Source organism: Glycomyces sp. NPDC021274 (genome assembly GCF_040641195.1).
Lineage (GTDB): Bacteria > Actinomycetota > Actinomycetes > Mycobacteriales > Micromonosporaceae > Glycomyces.
The window spans coordinates 21,501-40,671 of record NZ_JBFADC010000001.1; the positions used below are offsets into that span (position 1 = coordinate 21,501).

At 73.7% G+C, this 19,171-nt stretch carries 8 protein-coding genes; all 8 read right to left on the bottom strand.

Annotation, left to right across the window (positions count from 1 at the left end; all coding sequences use genetic code 11):
* Positions 1–76: 76 nt before the first annotated feature.
* Positions 77–2,131 carry a hypothetical protein gene (locus tag AB0I03_RS00115; protein ID WP_360403840.1) on the bottom strand — a complete coding sequence of 685 codons (2,055 nt, stop codon included), beginning with the start codon at positions 2,129–2,131 and terminating at the stop codon, positions 77–79.
* Positions 2,128–3,297 (bottom strand): VWA domain-containing protein, encoded by a 1,170-nt coding sequence (locus AB0I03_RS00120; protein ID WP_360403843.1) that lies wholly within the window; start codon positions 3,295–3,297, stop codon positions 2,128–2,130. Before AB0I03_RS00120 ends, AB0I03_RS00115 begins: the two co-directional genes overlap by 4 nt.
* Positions 3,297–5,564: a DUF5682 family protein gene (locus AB0I03_RS00125; protein WP_360403846.1), complete on the bottom strand. Its 2,268-nt coding sequence runs from the start codon at positions 5,562–5,564 to the stop codon at positions 3,297–3,299. The genes AB0I03_RS00120 and AB0I03_RS00125 overlap by 1 nt, the downstream gene beginning before the upstream one ends.
* Positions 5,561–6,658 carry an AAA family ATPase gene (locus AB0I03_RS00130; RefSeq protein WP_360403849.1) on the bottom strand — a complete coding sequence of 366 codons (1,098 nt, stop codon included), beginning with the start codon at positions 6,656–6,658 and terminating at the stop codon, positions 5,561–5,563. The genes AB0I03_RS00125 and AB0I03_RS00130 overlap by 4 nt, the downstream gene beginning before the upstream one ends.
* 13 nt (positions 6,659–6,671) lie before the next feature.
* Positions 6,672–8,858 (bottom strand): DUF4132 domain-containing protein, encoded by a 2,187-nt coding sequence (locus AB0I03_RS00135; RefSeq protein ID WP_360403852.1) that lies wholly within the window; start codon positions 8,856–8,858, stop codon positions 6,672–6,674.
* 110 nt (positions 8,859–8,968) lie between these two features.
* A complete protein-coding gene (locus AB0I03_RS00140) occupies positions 8,969–12,292 on the bottom strand; it encodes a DUF4132 domain-containing protein (protein WP_360403855.1) in 3,324 nt (1,107 codons plus the stop codon).
* Between the two features lie 53 nt (positions 12,293–12,345).
* Entirely contained in the window at positions 12,346–15,711 is a 3,366-nt protein-coding gene (locus AB0I03_RS00145; protein ID WP_360403858.1) for a DUF4132 domain-containing protein, read from the bottom strand.
* A gap of 82 nt (positions 15,712–15,793) precedes the next feature.
* Positions 15,794–19,126 (bottom strand): DUF4132 domain-containing protein, encoded by a 3,333-nt coding sequence (locus AB0I03_RS00150; RefSeq protein WP_360403861.1) that lies wholly within the window; start codon positions 19,124–19,126, stop codon positions 15,794–15,796.
* Positions 19,127–19,171: the final 45 nt, after the last annotated feature.

The following is a 19,171-nucleotide window of genomic DNA, read 5'->3' on the forward strand; positions in this document are numbered from 1 at the left end:
CTCTGCGAACGCCGAGCGGATGGCTCCGGCTGAGAAATGAGTGGCTGAAGTTACAGAATGGGGATTGCCCAGGCGGTCAGTGTAGCTCAGCGGTGACCAGCATGCGGACGGCGGCGGCAGTCCAGGCGGCGCATTTCGCGGTGTCGTCCTCCGCGGCCAACGCCTGGTACAGGTGCACGAAATCGCCTGCGGCCCTTTGGAGTCCGACCCGTTTGAGGTCGGCCGCGGCGGTCTCGACGCGGCGGCGGGACGGCTCGCGGGCGCCGCGCAGGCCCTGGTGTGCGAGGTCGGCGCACACGGTGAGCGCGTCCTCGACCGCGGCGGCGACCGGGTCGGTCGCGGCCGTCGCGGCGACGGCGGCCAGTTCGGCGGTGTCGTCGCCGGGGGCGAAGTCGGGGACCACCGGGCCGTCCTCGGTGAGGAGCGCGGTGGGCTCGACGATGAGCACGCCGCGGTGGCGGTGCACGTGGCCCGCGACGGAGGCGACCCCCTTGCGGAGGGCGTTCTCGGCGGCTTCGAGCGCGCCGGGCGCGGCGGCGCGGTGGGGGACGCGCAGGATCGCCGTGCCGCCCCTCGGGGCGCTGACGCGGGCTTCGAGGCACTGCGAGGCGGGGTCGTAGCCGAGGAGTTCGACGTCGTCGACGGCGATCACGCGCAGGGATTCGGCGGCCACGCGCGGGCGCACGAGCGCCGGCGGCCGGGCGGCGAGCTCCTCGGCGAGGGCGTCGAGGTCGGCGGCGCGCAGCGAGTCCGGGAGGTCGTTCCAGGCCAGGCCGAGCGGCAGGACCTGGGTCTTGGCGAGGCGGCCGGTGCCGAGCTTGAGCGCGCGGGCCGCCGTGCGGGAGGCGGCCTCGGTGACCGTGTTGCCCGCGGCCAGCGCGCCGATCTTGCATCCGGCGAGCCGCTTCGCGGCGATCTCGGCCCCGGTGAGGGTGCCGTCCTCCGGGACGGGCCAGTCGCGCTGGACCGCCAGGACCATGCCGGTCTCGGGCTGGGCCAGGTAGATCTCGAGGGTGCGGGTGTCGCCCGCCGTGGCGACGCGGGCGCCGAGGCCGGTCAGTCGCACGAGGGTGAGCGGGGTGGCGGCGGCTTCTTCGCTGCCGAGGACCTGCGTGGCGGGGGTGCCGTTCGACGGTGCCTCTGAACGGCGTCGGGCGGCGCGGGCGCGGGCGGAGAGTTCGGCGAGGAGGGCGGCGAGGCGCTGGGGGTCGTAGGCGGCGGAGCGGTCTTCGTAGCGTTCGAGCTGCTCGATGAGGTCGTCGACGACGCCGGCGGGCCAGTGGGCGCGGCGGCGGGTGAGGGTCTTGGATTCGCGCTGGAGGGCGGCGCGCAGGACGCCGTCGGCGCCGACCGCGCCGTCGAGGAGGACCTGTTCGGCGAGCGTGAGGGCTTGGTCGAGGGCGACGTCGGGGCCGTCGGTGCCGCCGCCGACGCTGACGGTGGTCGTGCCTTCGAGTGCGGCGCCGCCAAGGGTGGCACCGTCCATAGTGGCGCTATCGGGCGCAGTGTTGCCGAGAGCGGCGCGGAAGGCCCAGACGGCGAGGACGATCGCGGTGTCGCGGGCGGGGCCGGTGGCGTCGGTGTGGACGTAGCCGAGGCCGGGGACGAGGAACGTGACGGTGGCCGCGGGGAGTTCGGCGGCGGCGGGGCGGTCGGGGCCGGGCCAGGTGAGGCGGGCGGTGTAGCCGGCGCGGCGGGTCTGCTCGGCGGCTTTGAGGGCGTGGTGGCCAAGGGTTTCGCGGAGCGCGTCGTCGGTGATGGCGGCGGGGCTCGCGATCGGGTCGGCGGCGGGCTCGGGGGCGGTCTCGGTGCCGGGATCGATACCGGGATCGGCCGGTTCCGTTGCGGGCGTTTGCTGCTGGTAGGCGAGGACGGCGCCGACGCGGTGGCGGCATTTGCCGGTGGCGCCGCAGGTGCAGGTGGCGGTTTCGAGGCCGCCCGAGGCCGGGAGGACGGCTTCGGCGCCGTCGGGGAAGACGGCGGTGAGGGTGCCGTCGTCAGCGAGCGCGACCTCCGGGACGGCCCCGGCGTCGAGGTCCTTCGCGGCGCGTTTGACGAGGCCCCGGTTGGCCAGGGCCGCAAGGGCGTCCGTGGTGAGGGCGAGGAGGTCGTGCCTGGGTTCCGCGGTCACGTGCCGAGCCTTTCCGCAACGAATTCGACCAGGTGGAGGGGGGTCATGGCGCCGACGTGGGCGCCGGCGGCGGCGAGGCGGGCGGCCATCTGGTGGTCGTAGACCGGGTTCGCGTCCTCGTCGAGGGCAGCGAGGCCGAGCACCTGGGTGCCCTGGTCGCAGAGCTGCTTGACGAAGTGGACGAGCCGGGCTTCGCTGCCGCCTTCGTAGAAGTCGCTGATGAGGGCCACGATGGAGCGGCGCGGGTTGTCGATGAGCCCGGCGCCGTATTCGACGGCGCGGGCGATGTCGGTGCCGCCGCCGAGCTGGACCTTCATGAGCAGTTCCACCGGGTCGTCGACATCGGAGGTCATGTCGACCACGGCGGTGTCGAACGCGATCAGGTGGGTCTTGAGGCCCGGGAGGGCGTGCAGGCAGGCGGCGGTGACGGCGGAGTGGATCACCGAGCCGGACATGGACCCGGACTGGTCGACCAGGAGCACGAGCTGCCACTGCTCGAGCCGTTTGGAGGTGCGCGAGTGGAACTGCGGGCGCTCGATGGCGACGCGGCGCTCGTCGGGCTGGTAGTGCTTGAGGTTGGCGCGCAGTGTGCGCTTGAGGTCGAAGTCGCGCGAGCGCCGGTGCCAGCTGGGCTTGCGGGTGCGGCTGCCGGTGAAGACGGTGCGCACCTGCACGGAAAGCTTCTCGACGAGGCGCTGCACGACCTCCTCGACGATGCGGCGGGCGGCGGCGAGCACCTGCGGGTTCATGAGGTGCTTGGTGCGCAGTACGGCTTTGAGGAGGGACGGGCTCGGCTCGATGCGCTCCAGCACGTCGGGGTTGGTGAGGACGTCGTTGATCTCGTAGCGTTCGATGGCGTCGCGTTCGAGCCGCTCGATGGTCTCCTTGGGGAAGAGCCGGTGGATGCCGTCGAGCCAGTCCACGGTGGTGAGCTGGGAGGGCGAGTCGTCCGCGCCGCGCGAGCCGTCGCCGCGGGCGCCGCCGCGGCGGACCCCGCGCTTGCCGAGGTCGTCGTCGCGGCTGTAGAGCCAGTCGAGGGCGGCGTCGCGCTCGGCGTTCTCGGCGCTGAGGCCGCCGGTGCGGCTCTCGGCGGCGGGCCCGAGGATGAGCCGCCAGCGCTCGAGGTCGGCACCGCCCTGCTGCGTGCTGTTGTGCTGGTCCCCCATCAGGACTCTCCTCCGAATATGAGGTCTTCGCGGGCGAGGGCGGCCTCGACGCGGGCTTCGAGGGCCATGGCGCCCGCCATGACGACCGGGTCGACCGGGAGCCTCCTGGTGAGGTCGCGGGCGTCGCCGCCGCCTCGCGCGGCCACGAGGCGTTCGGCGATGAGGCCCCGTTCGCGGGGCGGGAACATCGCGAAGGCCTGCCGCAGGGCGGGCAGTGCGACGAGGAAGTCGTCGTCGGTGAGGTCGCCGACGAGTTCGTCCACAGCGGACACGACGCCCTGCTCCTCGGCGAGCACTTCCTCGCGGGCGACGGCGAAGAGCCCGGCGAGCCAGTCGCCGAGGCGGACGGGGTCGGCCACGCCCGCGGCGGCTTCGGCCGCGTTCGCGGGCGCGCCGAGGGCCCACGCGAGGCCGAGGGCCGCGCCGCGCAGGTCCGGAGGGGCGAGGCCGTCGATCGCGATCCGTTGGGCCGCACCGGCGACGGCGTCCGCAGGCGGCGTGAGGCCGGGCGCGTGGCGCACGGCGTCGCGCAGGGCCCGCATCGCGCGGAGGCGGCCGATGTCGGCGGGGCCGGGCCCGGCGCGGAGGCCTTCGGCGAGCCACAGGATGCGGTTCGCGCACGCGGTGACGACGGCAGCGTAGAGGTCACTGCCGGCGGTGCCGAAGAGGTGGTCGTGCCGCCACAGCGCGAGCACCGTGGCGAGCGCGGGGCCGACCTCGCCGAGGTCGCCGCTGTCGTCCACAGCGGACTCGACGGACGCGCCGAGGCGGTCGGTGAGGTGCGCCCGGCCGCACAGGGCCGCGTCGAAGAGCAAGGCCGCCAAGGCGTCGAGCGCCCCTTCGGCGTCGGCGCGCTGCTCGATCACGGTCTGGGCGGCGTCGCCGAGGGTCGCACCGAGCGCGCCGGACTCGATGAGCACCGGCAGCCGGTCGGCGCTCGGCTTGAGCGCCCACTGCTCCTCGGCCGTGACGTCGGCGCCCGCGGTCGGGCCGGTGTCGCGGCGGACCCCCGGCAGGCGCAGCAGCCGCATGCAGTGCAGGACGCGGCTGCGCTCGAGGTCCTTCGGTTTGGCGAGGTCCAGGCGCAGCACGCCCTCGCCGTCGAGGCCCAGGCGGGCCATCTCCGCGTCGGCGTCGTCCACGAGCGGCGGCCGGGGCGTGTCCGGGTGCAGGCGGCCCACGCGCTCGCCGGTGAGGGCCGCGGTCATCTCGACCACGACCGGATGCGTTCCGGCCGTGAGGGTGCCGCGGCGCGTCCACGGCAGCGGCTGCTCGAGGTCGTCGCTGATGAGGGCGCTGGCGAGGCCGTCGAGGAGGTCGGTGCGGCCGGGCCGCCCGTGGCCGCGCAGCCGCGCGAGCCCCTCGGTGAGGCTCCGCGCGCCGATGAGGTCCGAAGTGGAGACGTGGAGGCCGCGGTCGCGCAGGCGGAGGGTGATCCGCTGCACGAGGGTGGCCGCCGCCTCCTCGGGACCGGCTTCCCAGAGGCGCTGGTAGTACTCGGGCGAGGGCATCCCGGACTGGTAGCCGGCGAACGCGTCGAGGCGCTTGAACGAGTAGGGCACGAGGTAGCCGCCGGTCTCGGTGCCCTCGGGCGGTTCGGGCAGGGCCGGGGGCGCGGCGTCGCCCTCCTCGGCGAGGCGGCGCAGCGCGGGCGCGTGGAAGCCGCCGCAGACGACGAGCACCGGCCCCTCGGTCTCAGCGAGGGCCGCCCGGATCCATTGGGCCATATACGCTTCGCGCGCAACATCGTGGCCGTCCGCCTCGGCCTCGCCGCGCACGAGGTCGAAGTAGTGGTCGAGCCGCTCGGCCAGGCCCTCGGGCTCGGCGACCTCGACGAGGTGGTCCCAGAGGGCGTCCACGTTGTCGACGGCGAACGCGCGGCAGAGGCGGTCGGTCGCGTCGGTGTAGCGGCGCTCGGCGTCCGAGTAGCGGTTCTCGACGCCGTCGAAGGACTGGTGCCAGGCGGGGAGGTCGATGAACCGCACTTCGGCCCCGGCTCGGCGGCCCTGGGTGAGCGCGACCCACTCGGGCGAGTAGTCGCACATCGGCGCCCATGTGCGCCGCACCGCGAGGTCGGTGCTGGCGTACGAGTAGATCGCCACGGGCAGTTCGTGTTCCAGGGCGAGCTCGCCCAGCCGCGGGTTGAAGTCCGCCGGGCCCTCGATGAGCACGGTGGCGGGCCGCAGCTCGGCGATGCGCGCGGCGACGAGGCGGGCGCAGGCGGGCGAATGGTGCCGCACGCCCTGGACGAGGAGGCGCTCGATCATCCCGGCAGCAGGTTCCGCGCCTGGTAGAGCGATTCCCAGTGCGGGCCTTTGCGTTTGGGTGCCTGCTGCTCGAGGTAGCGGCGCAGGCGCGCGAGGTCCTCGGCGTTGTCCTTCGCCGCGGCCCCGGCCATGCAGTCCACGATGTCCCCGGCCACGGCGGTGCCGCCGCGCAGGTACCAGGCCTTGATGCCCACGGCGTGCGCGACCGAGACGGCCTCGGCGGTGGACATGACCGCCTGCGGGCGGCCCGCGCTCGCGTCCCCGGTGCGCAGGTCGCGGAAGACCCGCACGAGCACGCCGAGCACGTCCCGCGACGGCGGCGCGGGCACGCCCGAGCGCGCCAGGGCCGCCGAGGCCTCGGCCTCGACCAGGTCGAGCTCGGTCTTGAAGTCGGCGATCGGGAAGACCGTCTCGAAGTTGAAGCGGCGCTTGAGGGCCGCGCTCATCTCGTTCACGCCGCGGTCGCGCGTGTTGGCGGTGGCGATGATGTTGAAGCCCTCGCGGGCGAACACCATCGAGTCGCCCTCGAGCTCGGGGATGGCGAGCACGCGGTCGGACAGGGGCGAGAGCAGCGAGTCCTGCACTTCGAGCGGGCAGCGGGTGATCTCCTCGAAGCGCACGACCCGGCCCTCGGACATGCCGCGCAGCAGCGGCGCGGGCACCAGGGCGCGCTCGGTGGGGCCCTCCGAGACGAGCAGGGAGTAGTTCCAGGAGTAGGCGATCTGGTCCTCGGTGGTGGAGGCGCCGCCCTGGATCGTGAGGGTCGAGTCGCCGGAGACCGCGGCCGCGATGAGCTCGGACAGCAGCGACTTCGCCGTGCCGGGCTCGCCCACGAGCATCAGGCCGCGGTTGGTCGCGAGGGTGACGAGCGCGCGGTCGATGAGCGAGGGGTCGCCCACGAACTTGCGGCTGATGCCGCGCGACTCGTCGCCCACGATGAACGTGCGGGCGGCCTGGAGGCTCAGGGCCCACCCGGGCGGGCGGGGCGACTCGTCCTCGGCGGCGAGCTTCGCGAGCTCGGTCGCATAGCGTTGCTCGGCGGGCGGGCGCTGGACTTTCGGCGCGGCGGCGGTGCTCACAAGGTCGTTGGTCATGGCGGCTTTCTGCTCAGTGGTGGAGGCCGGTGGCGCGGCCGAGTTCGGCCAGGAGCTCGGCGACGAGGACGGGGTCGAGGGCGTCGCCGCGCAGCGTCGGAACGCCGCGGCGGCGGTTCTTGGTGGGCGAGAACCAGATCCAGATGATGCGGTGGCGACCTTCAGGGTCGGGTTCACGGTAGTAGGGGCTCGGATCGATCTCGGCGAGGAGGTGCACGTTGTCGACGACCTCGGCGCTCGCGGCGTTCAGTGCCTCGCGCGGGAGTTCCCGGGAGAAGAGGTGGGTCCACTCGCCGGCCCTCCCCGCAGTGCCGTCGTCTCCCCAGTACATCGGCTTCCATTCCATGACCTCGCTCAGCGCGCCGAACGAGGCGGTGACGCCGGAGAAGCGGTCAAGGACACCGGTGCGGGCCTCCTCCGGGGTGAGCGTCAGCGCGGGTCGCGCGAGCTGGTCGAACGGCTGCAGGATCTCGTAGTCGGCGAATACCTCGGTCCACAGTGGCAGGTCGGGGCCGAGGAGCACGGGGTGGGCGAGGCGGACGCGGGCGTCGTCGAGGAGGTCGAGCGGCTTGTCGTCGACGTCGGCGAAGCTGCCGTCCTCGGCGAGGCGGAACGCCTGGGGCCCGCTGGAGGTCTCGCCGATCCAGAGGAGGCCGCGGGCGAGCGCGGCGAGCACGGGGTGGGCGAGGAGGTGCGCGAACTCGTCGGGGCCCCAGATGCGGCTGGTGAGCATCGCGTCCTTGAGGCGGTCGCGCTGGAAGTCGAGTTCGGCGGCGAGGTCTTTGGCGAGCCTGCGGAAGCGGGCGAGGGACGCGGCGGCGGTCTCGGCGTCGTCGCGGACGCCGGGGCGCGGCGGTCGCGCGCGGATCTTCCCGTCGGCGTCGGCGACCTTGAGGTTGAGCCGGTCGTCGGCCTTGATGTGGAAGGTGCGCGGTCCGAAGTCGAGGGTGAGCCGGGCGGGGTCGTCGAGGCCGAGCGCGGGGGCGGCGCGGTCGGCAAACGGCTCCACTTCGGATCCGGTGCGGGCCGCCACGGCGGCGGCGTGGGAGGCGGCCAGTCGCCGGACCGAAGCGTGCAGCCTGCCGCGCGAGAGGCGGTACAGGGCCGGGAACGCGAGGTCGGCGGGGAAGGCCGCGAGGGTCTCGAGCGCCAGGCCGCTCTGCGCGAAGCGCCGGGCCCCCGACTTCGTGACCCGGGCTTCGATCAGTGCGGCGGCCTCGGCGCCGCCGAATCGCGCGAGCTGGCCCACCGACCAGTTCGTGAACCCGTACCGCCGCGCCAGTGCGAGCGAGAAGCGCGCGAGCGACGCGGTGTCGCAGGCGTCGGCGACGGTCTCGACCGCGGGGTAGGGGGTGCGCGGCGACCACTGCGAGAGGACCGCGATGAGGTGGGAGACGGCACTGGGCGGCAGGACCGCCGCACGGTCGGCGGTGAGGACGGGCGGAAGGTCCTCCTGGGCGTGGATGAAGCCCGCCGTCGGGTTGTTCAGCAGGGGCCGGTCGGGGTAGTCCGCGAGGACGGCGGTGACGCCCGCGACCGCTTCGGGGCCATGGGGTTCGGTGCGGGCGATCACGGCTTCGGGGCCGTACCGCCAGGCGAGGAGGCGCAGCGCGCCGCGGGCGGTGGTGCGCTGGTAGCCCTTGGGGCCGAACGCCTCCGGGACGAGCAGCGGCACGGCGTGGAGGCCGTGCCGGTCGAACCAGTCGAGACCGGGGCTGCGTCCCGCGTCGAGGCGGAGGAACCAGTGCGCGGCGGCAGCGGCTGCCGGAGTGCTGCGGATCGGAAGGAGGGCGCGGCCCTGCCACGGGGAGGTCTTGATGTGCTCGACGGCCTGGTCCGCGAAGCGCGGCCCGCCGCGGGCGAGCTGGGAGAGGATGCTGTCGTCGATGTCCCAGCCGGAGCGGTAGCCGTAGAGGCGATCCCCTGCGGAGTCGTCCCAGTAGGTCTCGGGGTCCCATTCGACGAGGTCGGGTTCGAGGGCCATGGCGCGCTCGAAGTCGCCGGGGCGGCCGACGAGCTGCGGTTCGGGGGCCCGGAGGCCGGGGATCTCGCGGGGCGGGCGGCTCTTGCGCGGTTCGGCCCAGGGCGGGGCGACGAGCACCTGCGGCAGGTCCGCGAGCGCCGCGGCGGGGAGGCCGGACGGCAGCGACTCGTCGGTTACGTCGAGTCGCTTCTCTTGGGGCGCAAGGTGATCGCTCATGACCGGCTTTCGGGAGGCGGTGGTGTCATGCAGAGCATAGGAGGGCGGTGCGACACGCCTCCGGCCCGCCGCGTTCGAACAGTGGGTGCGGCGGGCCGGAGGCGGGCCGGTCAGGCGATGCCGGTGGCCTTCGACAGCGCCGCGAGCACTTCGGAGGCGACCACGGGGTCGACCGGTCCGAACGCCGCCTTCGGGTCGGGCACGTCCCAGCCGCGGAGGTTGCGGGCGGTCAGCCTGACGGTGCGGAGTTCCTGGTCGGGGCATTGCTCGATCGCGCCGACCCAGATGCCCGGATCGAGGTCGAGCACGAGGTAGCCGGCGCCGTGCACCTCGCAGGACATGCCCGGTTCGATCCCGGCGTCCTGCGGCGCGGCCCGCTCCCAGCCCTTGCTCGTGAGGCCGAGCAGCTTGCCGACCGGGACGGCGGCCCCTTCGAAGCGGGTCAGGCGGCCCGTGCGCAGTTCCTCCTCGGTGAAGGCCATCACCGGGCGGTCCAGTTGCGCGAAGGGCTGCAGGATCTCGTAGTCGGCGAGGATCTCGGCCCAGGCGTCGACCTCGCCGCCCATGATCGCGGGGTGCGCGAGGCGGATCGCGGCGTCCGCGGGGAGGGTGAACTCGTCGTCGTTGACGTCGGTGCAGCCCTTGTCCTCAGCGAGGCGGAACGCGGTCCGCTCGCCGTCGGCCTCGGCGATCCACACCAGGCGCCGGGCGAGGTGCCACACGAGCGGGTGCTGGACGAAGTGCTCGTCGAACTCGGCGGGCGTCCACGTCCGGCCCTGCACCATCGCCCGTTCGAGCCGCTTCACCTGGTCGGCGGCGACCGTGCGGAGGTCCTTGCGCAGGCCGGCGAACCGCTGGTACGCGGCGGCGGCGAGAAGCTCGTCGTCCTTCGCCCCCGGCTTCGGCAGGCTCTTGCGGAGTTTGCCGTCGCCGTCGCGCACGAACGGCTTGAGCGCCTCGTCGAAGCCGACGGTGAACCGGCGCGGCCCGTAGTCGAGGACGAGCGCGGCCTCATCGCGCAGCCCGAAGTCGGGCACGAGGCGGTCCGCGAGCTGGTCGGCCGTGAGGCCGAGATTCGCGGCGATGGCGTCGATCTGCTCGCCCGCTTCGGCTTTGATCGCGGCGAACTTGGCCTTCTCGGCGATCTGGTCGATCGCGCGCAGCGCGGCCTCGGTGCCGATCGCGCCGAGCACCTTGAGGCCCTTCACCGCTCGCTGGTGCTGGCTCTCCCCCGGCCACTTCGCGACGAGCGGAGCGAGGAGGCGCACGGCCTCGTCGTCGGCGAAGTGCGCGAGCTGCGTCAGGGCCCAGCCGTCCTCGGAGGGCGCTCCGGCGGTGAGCCACTGCTCGAACAGGGCCACTGAGAAGCGCGCCAGGGAGAGCCGGTCGCAGGTCTCGGCGACGACTGCGATTCCCGGGTAGTCGTACTCCGGCGTGCCGATGGCGAGCACGGTGAGGAGGTGGCGGACGGCGGCGTCGGGCAGCGCGTGCTCGCGGCCGGCGAGCAGCACCTGCGGCAGCGCCGTCGGCGACGCCCACGCGCCGGTCGTGGGGACCTGGATGCCGATGGGCATGAGCGGGTCGATGTCCACGAGCGCGGCGATCGCGGCGGCGGCCTCGTCGCCGTATGGGACGGCGGCCCCGCGCACGAGGTCCGCGCCGTGGTTCGCGGCGAGGTAGCGCAGTGCGGCCTCGGCGGCGGCGCGGGCCTTCTTGGCCTTGCCGAGCGCGTCCGGGATGAGGAGCGCGGCAGCGTCGGCGCCGTGCCGGTCGAGCCACTCGACGGCGAGGGACCGCATGCTCTTCAGTCGCACGAGCGCGTCGGCCGCGTACCGGGCGACGGTGAGGTTCGCGATCGGCGGCAGGAGGGTGCGCCGGTACTCGAAGTCGTACGAGGTGGCGGCCATGATGTGCGGTGTCGCCTGGGCGCCGAGGTTGACGAGGATGCGCTGCAGGACCTCGAGGTGGAAGTAGTTGTCGGCGGCCTTCCAGCGGGGCAGGAGCGCGGCGGCGACCTCGGGGTGCGCGAGGGCGAGCAGCACGGCCTGGTCGCGGGCGTCCTTGGCGTCGAACTCGCGGGTCTCGTACTCCCAGCGGGTGCGGCTCCAGTCGGCGGACTCCCGGTAGCGGGCGAGCCCGTAGTGGTGGACTGCGGCCCAGGCGTCGCGTTCGCCTTCGGCCCAGGTCATCCGGTTGATCGGGGCGGGTTCGAGCCCTTTGAGGACGACCGCTTCGCGTTCGGTCCCGCCGGCGGCCCAGGGCGGGGCGGCGAGCAGCGCGGGCACGGCCTCGGCGGGTGCTTCGGGGACGCTACGCCGGTCGGCGGTGAGGGTCGCGATCACAGCCTGCGTCGCCTCGTCCATGAGCGGGAGGGCGGTGCCGAGGAGCACCGGGTCGCTGTGGAGCAGCGCCGCGAACCGCCCGCGTTCGGCGGCGTCAGCGTCAGCGAGGCGGTCGGCGATGAGTCGCAGTGCGCGCCTGGGGAAGTTCGCGGCGGCTTCCATCGCGAAGCCCATGGCGTCCGCCTGGTCGAGCCGGTCGAGCAGTGTCGACATGGCGCGGTCGCTCGGCAGCGCCGCGAGGGCCCGATAGAGCGTCTTCCGGTCGTTCGCGTCGTTGTAGCCGCCGCCGATGCGCCCCTCGATGACGGGCAGCGCCGCTGTCCCGACCCGGTGGACGAGGTCCGCGATCTCGGCGGCCGGCAGCCAGTAGTACGAGGGGGCGTCGACCTCGACCGTCTCGAGCTGGGCCTCGGTGGTGACCAGGGCGAGGAACAGCACCGAGTAGGACGCGTTCGGCGCCATGGCGCGGTGCTCCTCGCAGACCTCGTTCAGCCAGGCCTCCTCGTCGGGGACGAGGATGCTCACCGCGAGGCGCAGCTCGGGGCTGGTGCGGCACTCGGCGAGCGCGGCCACGACCGCGTCGTAGCCGGCGTCGGCCGCGATGAGCGACCGGATCTGACGGACCTCCTTGTTGTCGTAGAGCCGGGACCAGCCGGCGTCCTCGAGCCGGCGCGGAGCGACGCGGAGTTTTCGGCCCTTCGACGCGTCGTCGAACGTGAAGGCCTCGGCCAGCGCCACGGCGGCGAACGGCAGGCCGTGCTCGGCCGCCAGCGCGTCGAACACCGGGCGGTACTGGGGCGCGTTGTACTCGAGTTTCGTGAGCCGCAGGGCGACCGCCGCGCCGCGCGCGTCCGCCGCGCCGTCGAGGAAGGCCGCGCAGGCGACGGCGAGCTCGCTCCTGGGGTCCGGGAGCAGCAGTGCCCGGAGGCGGTCGCGGTGCTGGTCGAGGAGGGCTCGTCCGGCCTCTGCGTCCAGTCTGGTCTTGCGCGGCTTGGCGGCGCCGCGCCGGGGCTGCACCATGCGCCGCCAGGTGTCGGGGAAGGCGAGGAGGTCCTCGTCGGGGAGTGCCGCGGGCATCTCGGATTCGGTCATGGGCGTCAGCTTAGGAACCGGGTACGACACGGTGTTCGCGCTGGGGCCCAATGTCATCGGTCGCCTTGCGGGGCCGCGGCGCCGGTGAGGCGGGCGAGGCCGCTCAGGGCCTCGGAGGCGCGGACGGGGTCGACGTCGCCCAGCCGCTCGTCGTCAGGGAGGAACGGTTCGCCGAAGTCGCCGCTGCGGTTGAGGCAGACGCTGGCGATCTTCTGGTCGGGGTAGGCGTTCACCGAGCCGGTGCAGATGCCCGGTTCCAGTTCCACGGTGAGGTGGCCGCTGCCGGTGAGGGCGTAGAGGATGCCGGGTTCGACGCCGCCGTCCTCGGGCTGGGCGCGCATCCAGCCGCGGTTGACGAGGCCGAGGACCGCGCCGACCGGCACGGTGCCGCCTTCGAAGCGGGTGAGGCGGCCGGTGGCGAGCTCATCGTCGCGGAAGGCCAGGACCGGCCGGCTGATCTGCTCGAACGGCTGGAGGATCTCGTAGTCGGCCAGCACCTCCCCCCAGGCTTGGACCGCTTCGGAGGCGAGGAGCACCGGGTGCGCGAGGCGGATCGCGGATTCGGTTGCGGGCGTGAAGGTCTCGTCATGAACGTCGCTGAAGGTCCCGTCCTCGGCGATGCGGAAGCCGGTGCGGACCCCGTCGTGCTCGGCGATCCAGACGAGCCGCCGCGCGAGGTGGCCGGCGAGCGCGTGCTCGACGTAGTACTCGCGGAAGTCCGGAACAGTCCACAGGCGACCGTCGATCATGGCTGTTTCGAGGCGTTTGACGAGATCGGCGGCGACGGTGCGCAGGTCCTTCTTCAGCACGGTGAAGCGCTGGTAGGCGTCGTCGGCCCTCGCGGTGTCGTCGTTCTTGCCGGGCTTGGGGAGTGCCTTGCGGGGCTTGCCGTCGCCGTCTTGGACGAAGGGCTTCAGGTGCTCGTCGAAGCGCACGGTGAACTGCCGCGGCCCGTAGTCGAGGACGAGCGCGGCCTCCTCGCCGAGCCCGAAGTCGGGCAGGAGGCGGTCGGCGAGCTGGTCGGCGGTCAGGCCGCGCCGCGCGGCGATGGCCTCGATCTGGGCGCCGGCCTGCCAGCGGATCTCGTCGAACCGGGCCTTGTCGGCGATGGTCTGGACGGCGCGCATCGCGGCCTCGGTCCCGATCGCGCCGAGGACCTTGAGGCCTGCCACGGCCCGCTGGTGCTGGTGCTCCCCCGGCCACTTCGCGACGAGTGCGGCGAGGGTGCGCACCGCCTCGTCGTCGGCGAAGTGGGCGAGCTGGTGCAGCGCCCAGGCATCGATGGGCGATGCACCCGCGCTGAGCCACTGCTCGAAGAGCGCGAGCGAGCAGCGGCCCAGGGAGGCGCGGTCGCAGGCCTCGGCGATGACGGCGACGCCGGGGTAGGGCTGGTCGGGCGAGTCGATCGCGAGGACGGTGAGCAGATGTTCGACCGCCTGGGGCGGCAGTGCCCGTTCGCCTCCGGCGAGGAGCACCTGCGGGAGGAGTGCCGGTGCGGCCCAGGCGGGCCGCTTGGGGATCGTCACGCCGACCGGGTCGAGCGAATCGGCGTCCACAATGGGGCCGAGGGCGGCGACGGCTTCGTCGCCGTAGTGCTTCGCGGCGTCGCGCACGAGCTCGGGTCCACGGGTGGCCGCGAGGTGGGCGAGCGCGGCCGTCGCGTTCTTGCGCCGCTTCTTGTCCGCACCGAGGGCGTCCGGGACGAGGAGCACGGCGGCGTCGGCGGCGTGGCGGGCGAGCCATTCGGTCGCGGTGCGGCGCACGGACTTCAGCCGCACGAACGCGTCGGCCATCAGCCTCGCGGCGGTGCGGTTCGCGATCGGCAGGGCCGTCCGGCGGTAGTCGGCCTGGAACCCCGCGGCCACCGCCACCTGTTCGGACACGGCCGTCTCGAAGCACGCCAGGGCCCGACCCAGCTCGTACTGCCGCATGTAGCCGAGGGGCTCGCGCGCGAGCCAGCGGTCGGCGACCGGCGCGATGATCGCGGCCGGGGCGTTGGCCAGCAGGTACAGGCCCCGCTCGCTGGTCGTTCTGCCGAGTTCGAGCCGGCGGGCCTCGAGTCGCCATGCGGCCTCGTCGCGCTCGTCCTCCCACGGGGTGTGGGCGCCCGCGAAGTGGTCGCGTTCGTTCTCGGCCCACACCACCCGGTTGATCGCAGGCGGCACGAGCCCTTCGATGACCACAGCTTTCCGCTTGGCGCGCTTGGCGGTCCACGGCGGGGCGGCGAGCAGGAGCGGCAGTTCGGCCGGGTCGGCGTACGGCGCGCGGTCGGTGCCGGCGAAGAGCGGGCCGACCGTGTGCAGCGCCGCCTCGTCGAGCCCCGGCACGGCCGCAGCGACGGCCGGGTCGGCATGGAGGAGCTGCGTGAGGCGCTTGCGCTGGTCCGGGCCCGCTTCGGGGAGACGTGCGGCTGCGGCGCGGAGCGTCCGCAGCGGGTAGCGCGACGCGAACTCGGTCGCGACGCCCATGACGTCCGGCTCCTGGAGCCGGTCGAGGAGGTATCCGGCGGCGTCGTCGGAGGGGAGGCCGCCGAGTGCCTTGTGGAGCCGCCGCCGCCAGGCCACGGGGTGGGTGTCCTTCACGCTGTCGATCACGATCGGGGCGGCTGCGGCGCCGAGGCGCTTGACGAGGTTCGCGAGCTCGGGCGTGTCCAGGCGGTAGGGCGGGATGCGGAGCGGGCCGAGGGCGCGCAGCTGGCCGGGGGTGGTGACCGCCTGCGTCACCAGCAGCTCGGTGGGGTGCGATGAGAGTCGGCCGTCCTGGTGCTCGTCGCACACCTCGTCGGTCCAGGCCCGCTCGTCGGGGACGAGCAGGGTGACCGCGAGCCGCTCGACCGGGTTGGTGCGGTGGTGTGCGAGCGCTTCGCGGACTGCGGCGTATTCGGAGTCGGAGGCGGCGGCGATCAGGTGGCGGCAGTCGGCGAGCAGGCCGTCGGGGACGCTGCGGTGCCAGCCGTAGTCGTCGGGATGCACCTGCCGCAGGCGAACGTCGAGGAGGTCCGTGCCGGTGTCGAGCGTGAAGAGCATCGCGGCGGCCGCGGCGGCGAACGGCAGGCCGTGGTCGGCGGTGAGCCGGGCGACCATGGCGCGGGACGCGGTCGCCTTCCGCTTGATGAATTCGGTGGTCCCCGGGTTGTAGCCGCCCACGTAATGGCAGATGAGGGCGGTCGCGACGGCCGCGCCGAGCGGGTCGGCGGCCCCGTCGAGGAAGGCGAGTCCCGCCTGTCGCAGCCGCTCGTCGCGGGTGAGGTCGAGGACGGCGCGGGCCCACCGCTCGTGCTCGGCGAACAGCAGGCCGCCCGTTTCGGACGACGCAGTGACCTTGCGGGGCTTGCCGATGCTGCGGGTCGGTTTCACGTGCCGTTCCCAGGTCTTCGGAAGGTGGACCTGGTCTTCCTGGGGTGCAAGCGATGCCGTCATCTGCGTCCTTCGTGCGGCCGGGAGTGTCGCAGCCGAGGATAGAAAACCGGTGCGACACTCCCGTTCGGTCACGAATCGGACACTATGCGGTGCCGGTGAGCCGGGCCAGCGACGCCAGGACCTCGGAGGCGACGACCGGGTCGATGCCGTCGGGGACCTCGCGCGTGAAGTCGTGGGCGTTCGACCACGCGTAGCGCTCGAACCGGTCGAGCCCGACGCTCTCGACGGTCTGGTCCGGGGCCTCGCCGACCGCGCCGACCCAGATGCCGGGTTCGAGCGAGACGACCACGAAACCGCCGCCGGGCAGCGGGTACGAGATCCCGGGGGCGACGCCGCCGTCCTCGGGCGCGGCCCGGTTCCAGCCGCGCTGCGTCAGGCCGAGCACGCGGCCCACGTCCACTGTGGCGCCTTCGAAGCGCTTGAGGCGGCCGGTGGCCAGCTCATCGTCGCGGAACGCCATGACGGGGCGGTTCAGCTGCTCGAACGGCTGCAGCACCTCGTAGTCGGCGAGGACTGCCGCCCACGCGGCGGTCGCGGCGCCGAGGTGGACGGGGTGCGCGATGCGGATGCGCGCGGCCGCGTCGAGTTCGACGGTGTCGTCCTCGACGTCGCTGAAGGTCCCGTCCTCGGCGATGCGGAACCCGAACCGGCGTTCGGCGTGCTCGGCGAGCCAGACGACGCGGCGCGCCAGGTGCCCGGTGAGCGGGTGCTCGGCGAAGTAGCGGCGGAACTCCTCCAAGGTCCATTCGCGGCCGGCGACCATGGCGTTCTCCAGCCGGCGCACCTGGTCGGCGGCGACGCTGCGCAGCTCCTTCTTCAACGCGCTGAACCGCTGGTAGGCCTCCTCGGCGAGCTCCGGGTCGTCCTTCGCGCCGGGCTTGGGCAGCGCTTTGCGGGGCTTGCCGTCGCCGTCGCGGACGAACGGCTTGAGCTGCTCGTCGAAGGCCACGAAGAACCGGCGCGGCCCGTAGTCGAGGACGAGCGCGGCCTCCTCGCCGAGCCCGAAGTCGGGCACGAGGCGGTCGGCGAGCTGCTCGCGGGTCAACCCGAGGTCGTCGGCGATGCGGGTGATCTGGCGGCCCGCCTCCTCCTTGAGCGCCTTGAACTTCACCTTCTCCGCGATGGTCTGCACGGCCCGCAGTGCCGTCTCGCTGCCGATCGCGCCCAGCACGGCCAGGCCCGTGACGGCGCGCTTGTGCTGGCTCTGGCCGGGCCATTCGCGGATGAGCGCGGCGAGGTCCCACACGGCGGCGTCGTCGGCGAAGTGCATGAGCTGCGTGAACGCCCAAGAGTCCTTCGCGGGGGACCCGACCGCGGTCCACCGGTCGAACAGGGCGCGGCTGAACCTGGTGAGGGACGCGCGGTCGCAGGCCTCGGCGACGACCGCGACCCCCGGGTAGTCGTAGTCCGGGGTTCCCAAGGCCAGCACGGTGATCAGGTGCGCGACCGCCTCGGCGGGCAGGGCCCGCTCGCCGCCCTTGAGGAGCACCTGCGGCAGGATCAGCGGCGTGGCCCAGCTGCCGGGCTTGGGGACGCTGACACGCGGTTCGAACGGGTCGACGTCGAGCAGGGCCCTGATCGCCGCGGCCGCCTCGGGTCCGTACGTCTCGGCTCCGGCCGCGACGGCGGTGTCGCCGTGGCGCGCGGCGAGGAGGAGCAGCGCGGCCTCGGCGTACGAGCGGCGCTTCTTGTCAGCGCCGAGCGCGTCGGGCACGAGGTACGGGACGGCGGCGAGCCCGTGCCGCTCGAGCCAGCGGATGGCGCTGGGCCGGGCGCCCTTCAAGCGGGCCAGGCGTTCGGCGGCGATGCGGGCGGCGGCCTGGTTGAGGATCGGCCCGGGCAGTTCCAGGGCGGTGTGCTCGGTCGCGGGGAAGACGAGCACCCGGTCGATCACGCGCTCGCCGTACCGGGCGAGGACCCGCTGGAGTTGGGGCTCGTTGCCGGCGGCCTTGTCGGCGTCCCAGTGCTCCAGGAGCGGTTCGGCCCGCTCGGTCTCCGCGTACGCGAGGAAGGCGACCAGCCGCCAGTCGTCCGGTTCGATGGTGTCCGTGCCGAGCCAGTAGGCGTCGTCCAGGTCCCAGTGGCCGCGGACCCGGCCCCAGGCCTCCCGTTCGCCCGCGGCCCATGCCAGACGGGACGCGGCGGGCGGCTCGAGCCCGTCGATGACGACGCGTTTCGCCTTGGGGCGCTTGCGGGTCCATGGCGGGGCGACGAGCAGCGGCGGCAGCTCGCCGGGGCCGGCCTCGGGGACGCGCCCGCCCCCGGCGAGGAGGTCGGCGAGGGCCGCCCGGTCCGCCGCTTCGAGGTGCGCGTGGAGCGCGGGGTCGACGAGGTTCGCGACGGCGGCCAGCCAGGTGCGCAGGTCGGCGGTCGCGTTCGGGACGAGGCGCGCCGCGGCGCGGAGGGTGCGGACGGGGAAGTGGGCGGCGGCCTCGGCCGCGGCGTCCCACACGTGCGGGAGGTCGAGGCGTTCGAGCACGAACGCGACGGCCTCGTCGCTCGGCACCGCCGCGATGCCGCGGTAGAGGACCTTCCTGAAGGGCTCGTCGGAGCGGTCGGTGCGCCCGTACGTCTTGATCAGGAGCGGCAGCGCCCGCTCCCCCATGTTCGCGAGGGCGTTCGCGGTGGTCGCGGACTCGACCCGGTAGTAGTCCGGGATCACGGTGAAACCCGCCGCCGCCAGCTGCTCGGGGCTGCCGGCACTGGCCCAGACGATCGCGTCTGACGGAGAGATGTACCTGCGGGCCTTCGCGTACTCGGTGCAGGCCTCCGTGACCCAGGCGTCCTCAGTTGGGAGCAGGAGCATGGCGGCGATGCGCTTGGCCCCGGAGTCGCGGTGGCCGGCGACGGCCGCGACGACCTCGGCGTACGCCTCGTCCGAGACTGATGCGAGCAGCGAGCGCAGGGCGGCGATATCGCCGTGGTCGAGTTCGTGCACGGCCGTGTCCGCGTGCGCGACGTCGTGCTCGAAGACGGTGCGCTTGGCGATGGCCGCTCCGCCGTAGTAGCCGCTCGTCGTCGGGCAGACCGCGAGGCGTTCGACGGCGGCGGCCACCGCGAACGGCAGGCCGTGCTCGTGCAGCCAGAAGTCGAACTCGGGGCGCAGCCACGACTCGCGCGAGCGCCCTTCGTAGTCGAGGATCAGCGTCGCCACGGCGGCCGCGCCGCGCGGGTTCGCCTCGCCGGCGAGGTACGCCTGGGCGTCCGCGGCGTACCGGGCGTTCTCGCGCAGCCCCAGAGCGGTCTGGACCTTCACGTAGCGGGCGGCGATCTTCTGCCGCTGGCCGACGATGACGGAGGGGTCGGCGGGAGTGAACGGCTTCCCGGTGCGCTTGCCGCGCCACGGCAGCAGCCTGGCGGTCCAGGCCGCCGGGAGCTGGAGCTGGTCTTCTTGGAGGGCAACGTGATCGGTCATCGGGGTCCTTCGTCAGGGAGTGTCGCCCCCGACGATAGGCCCGTG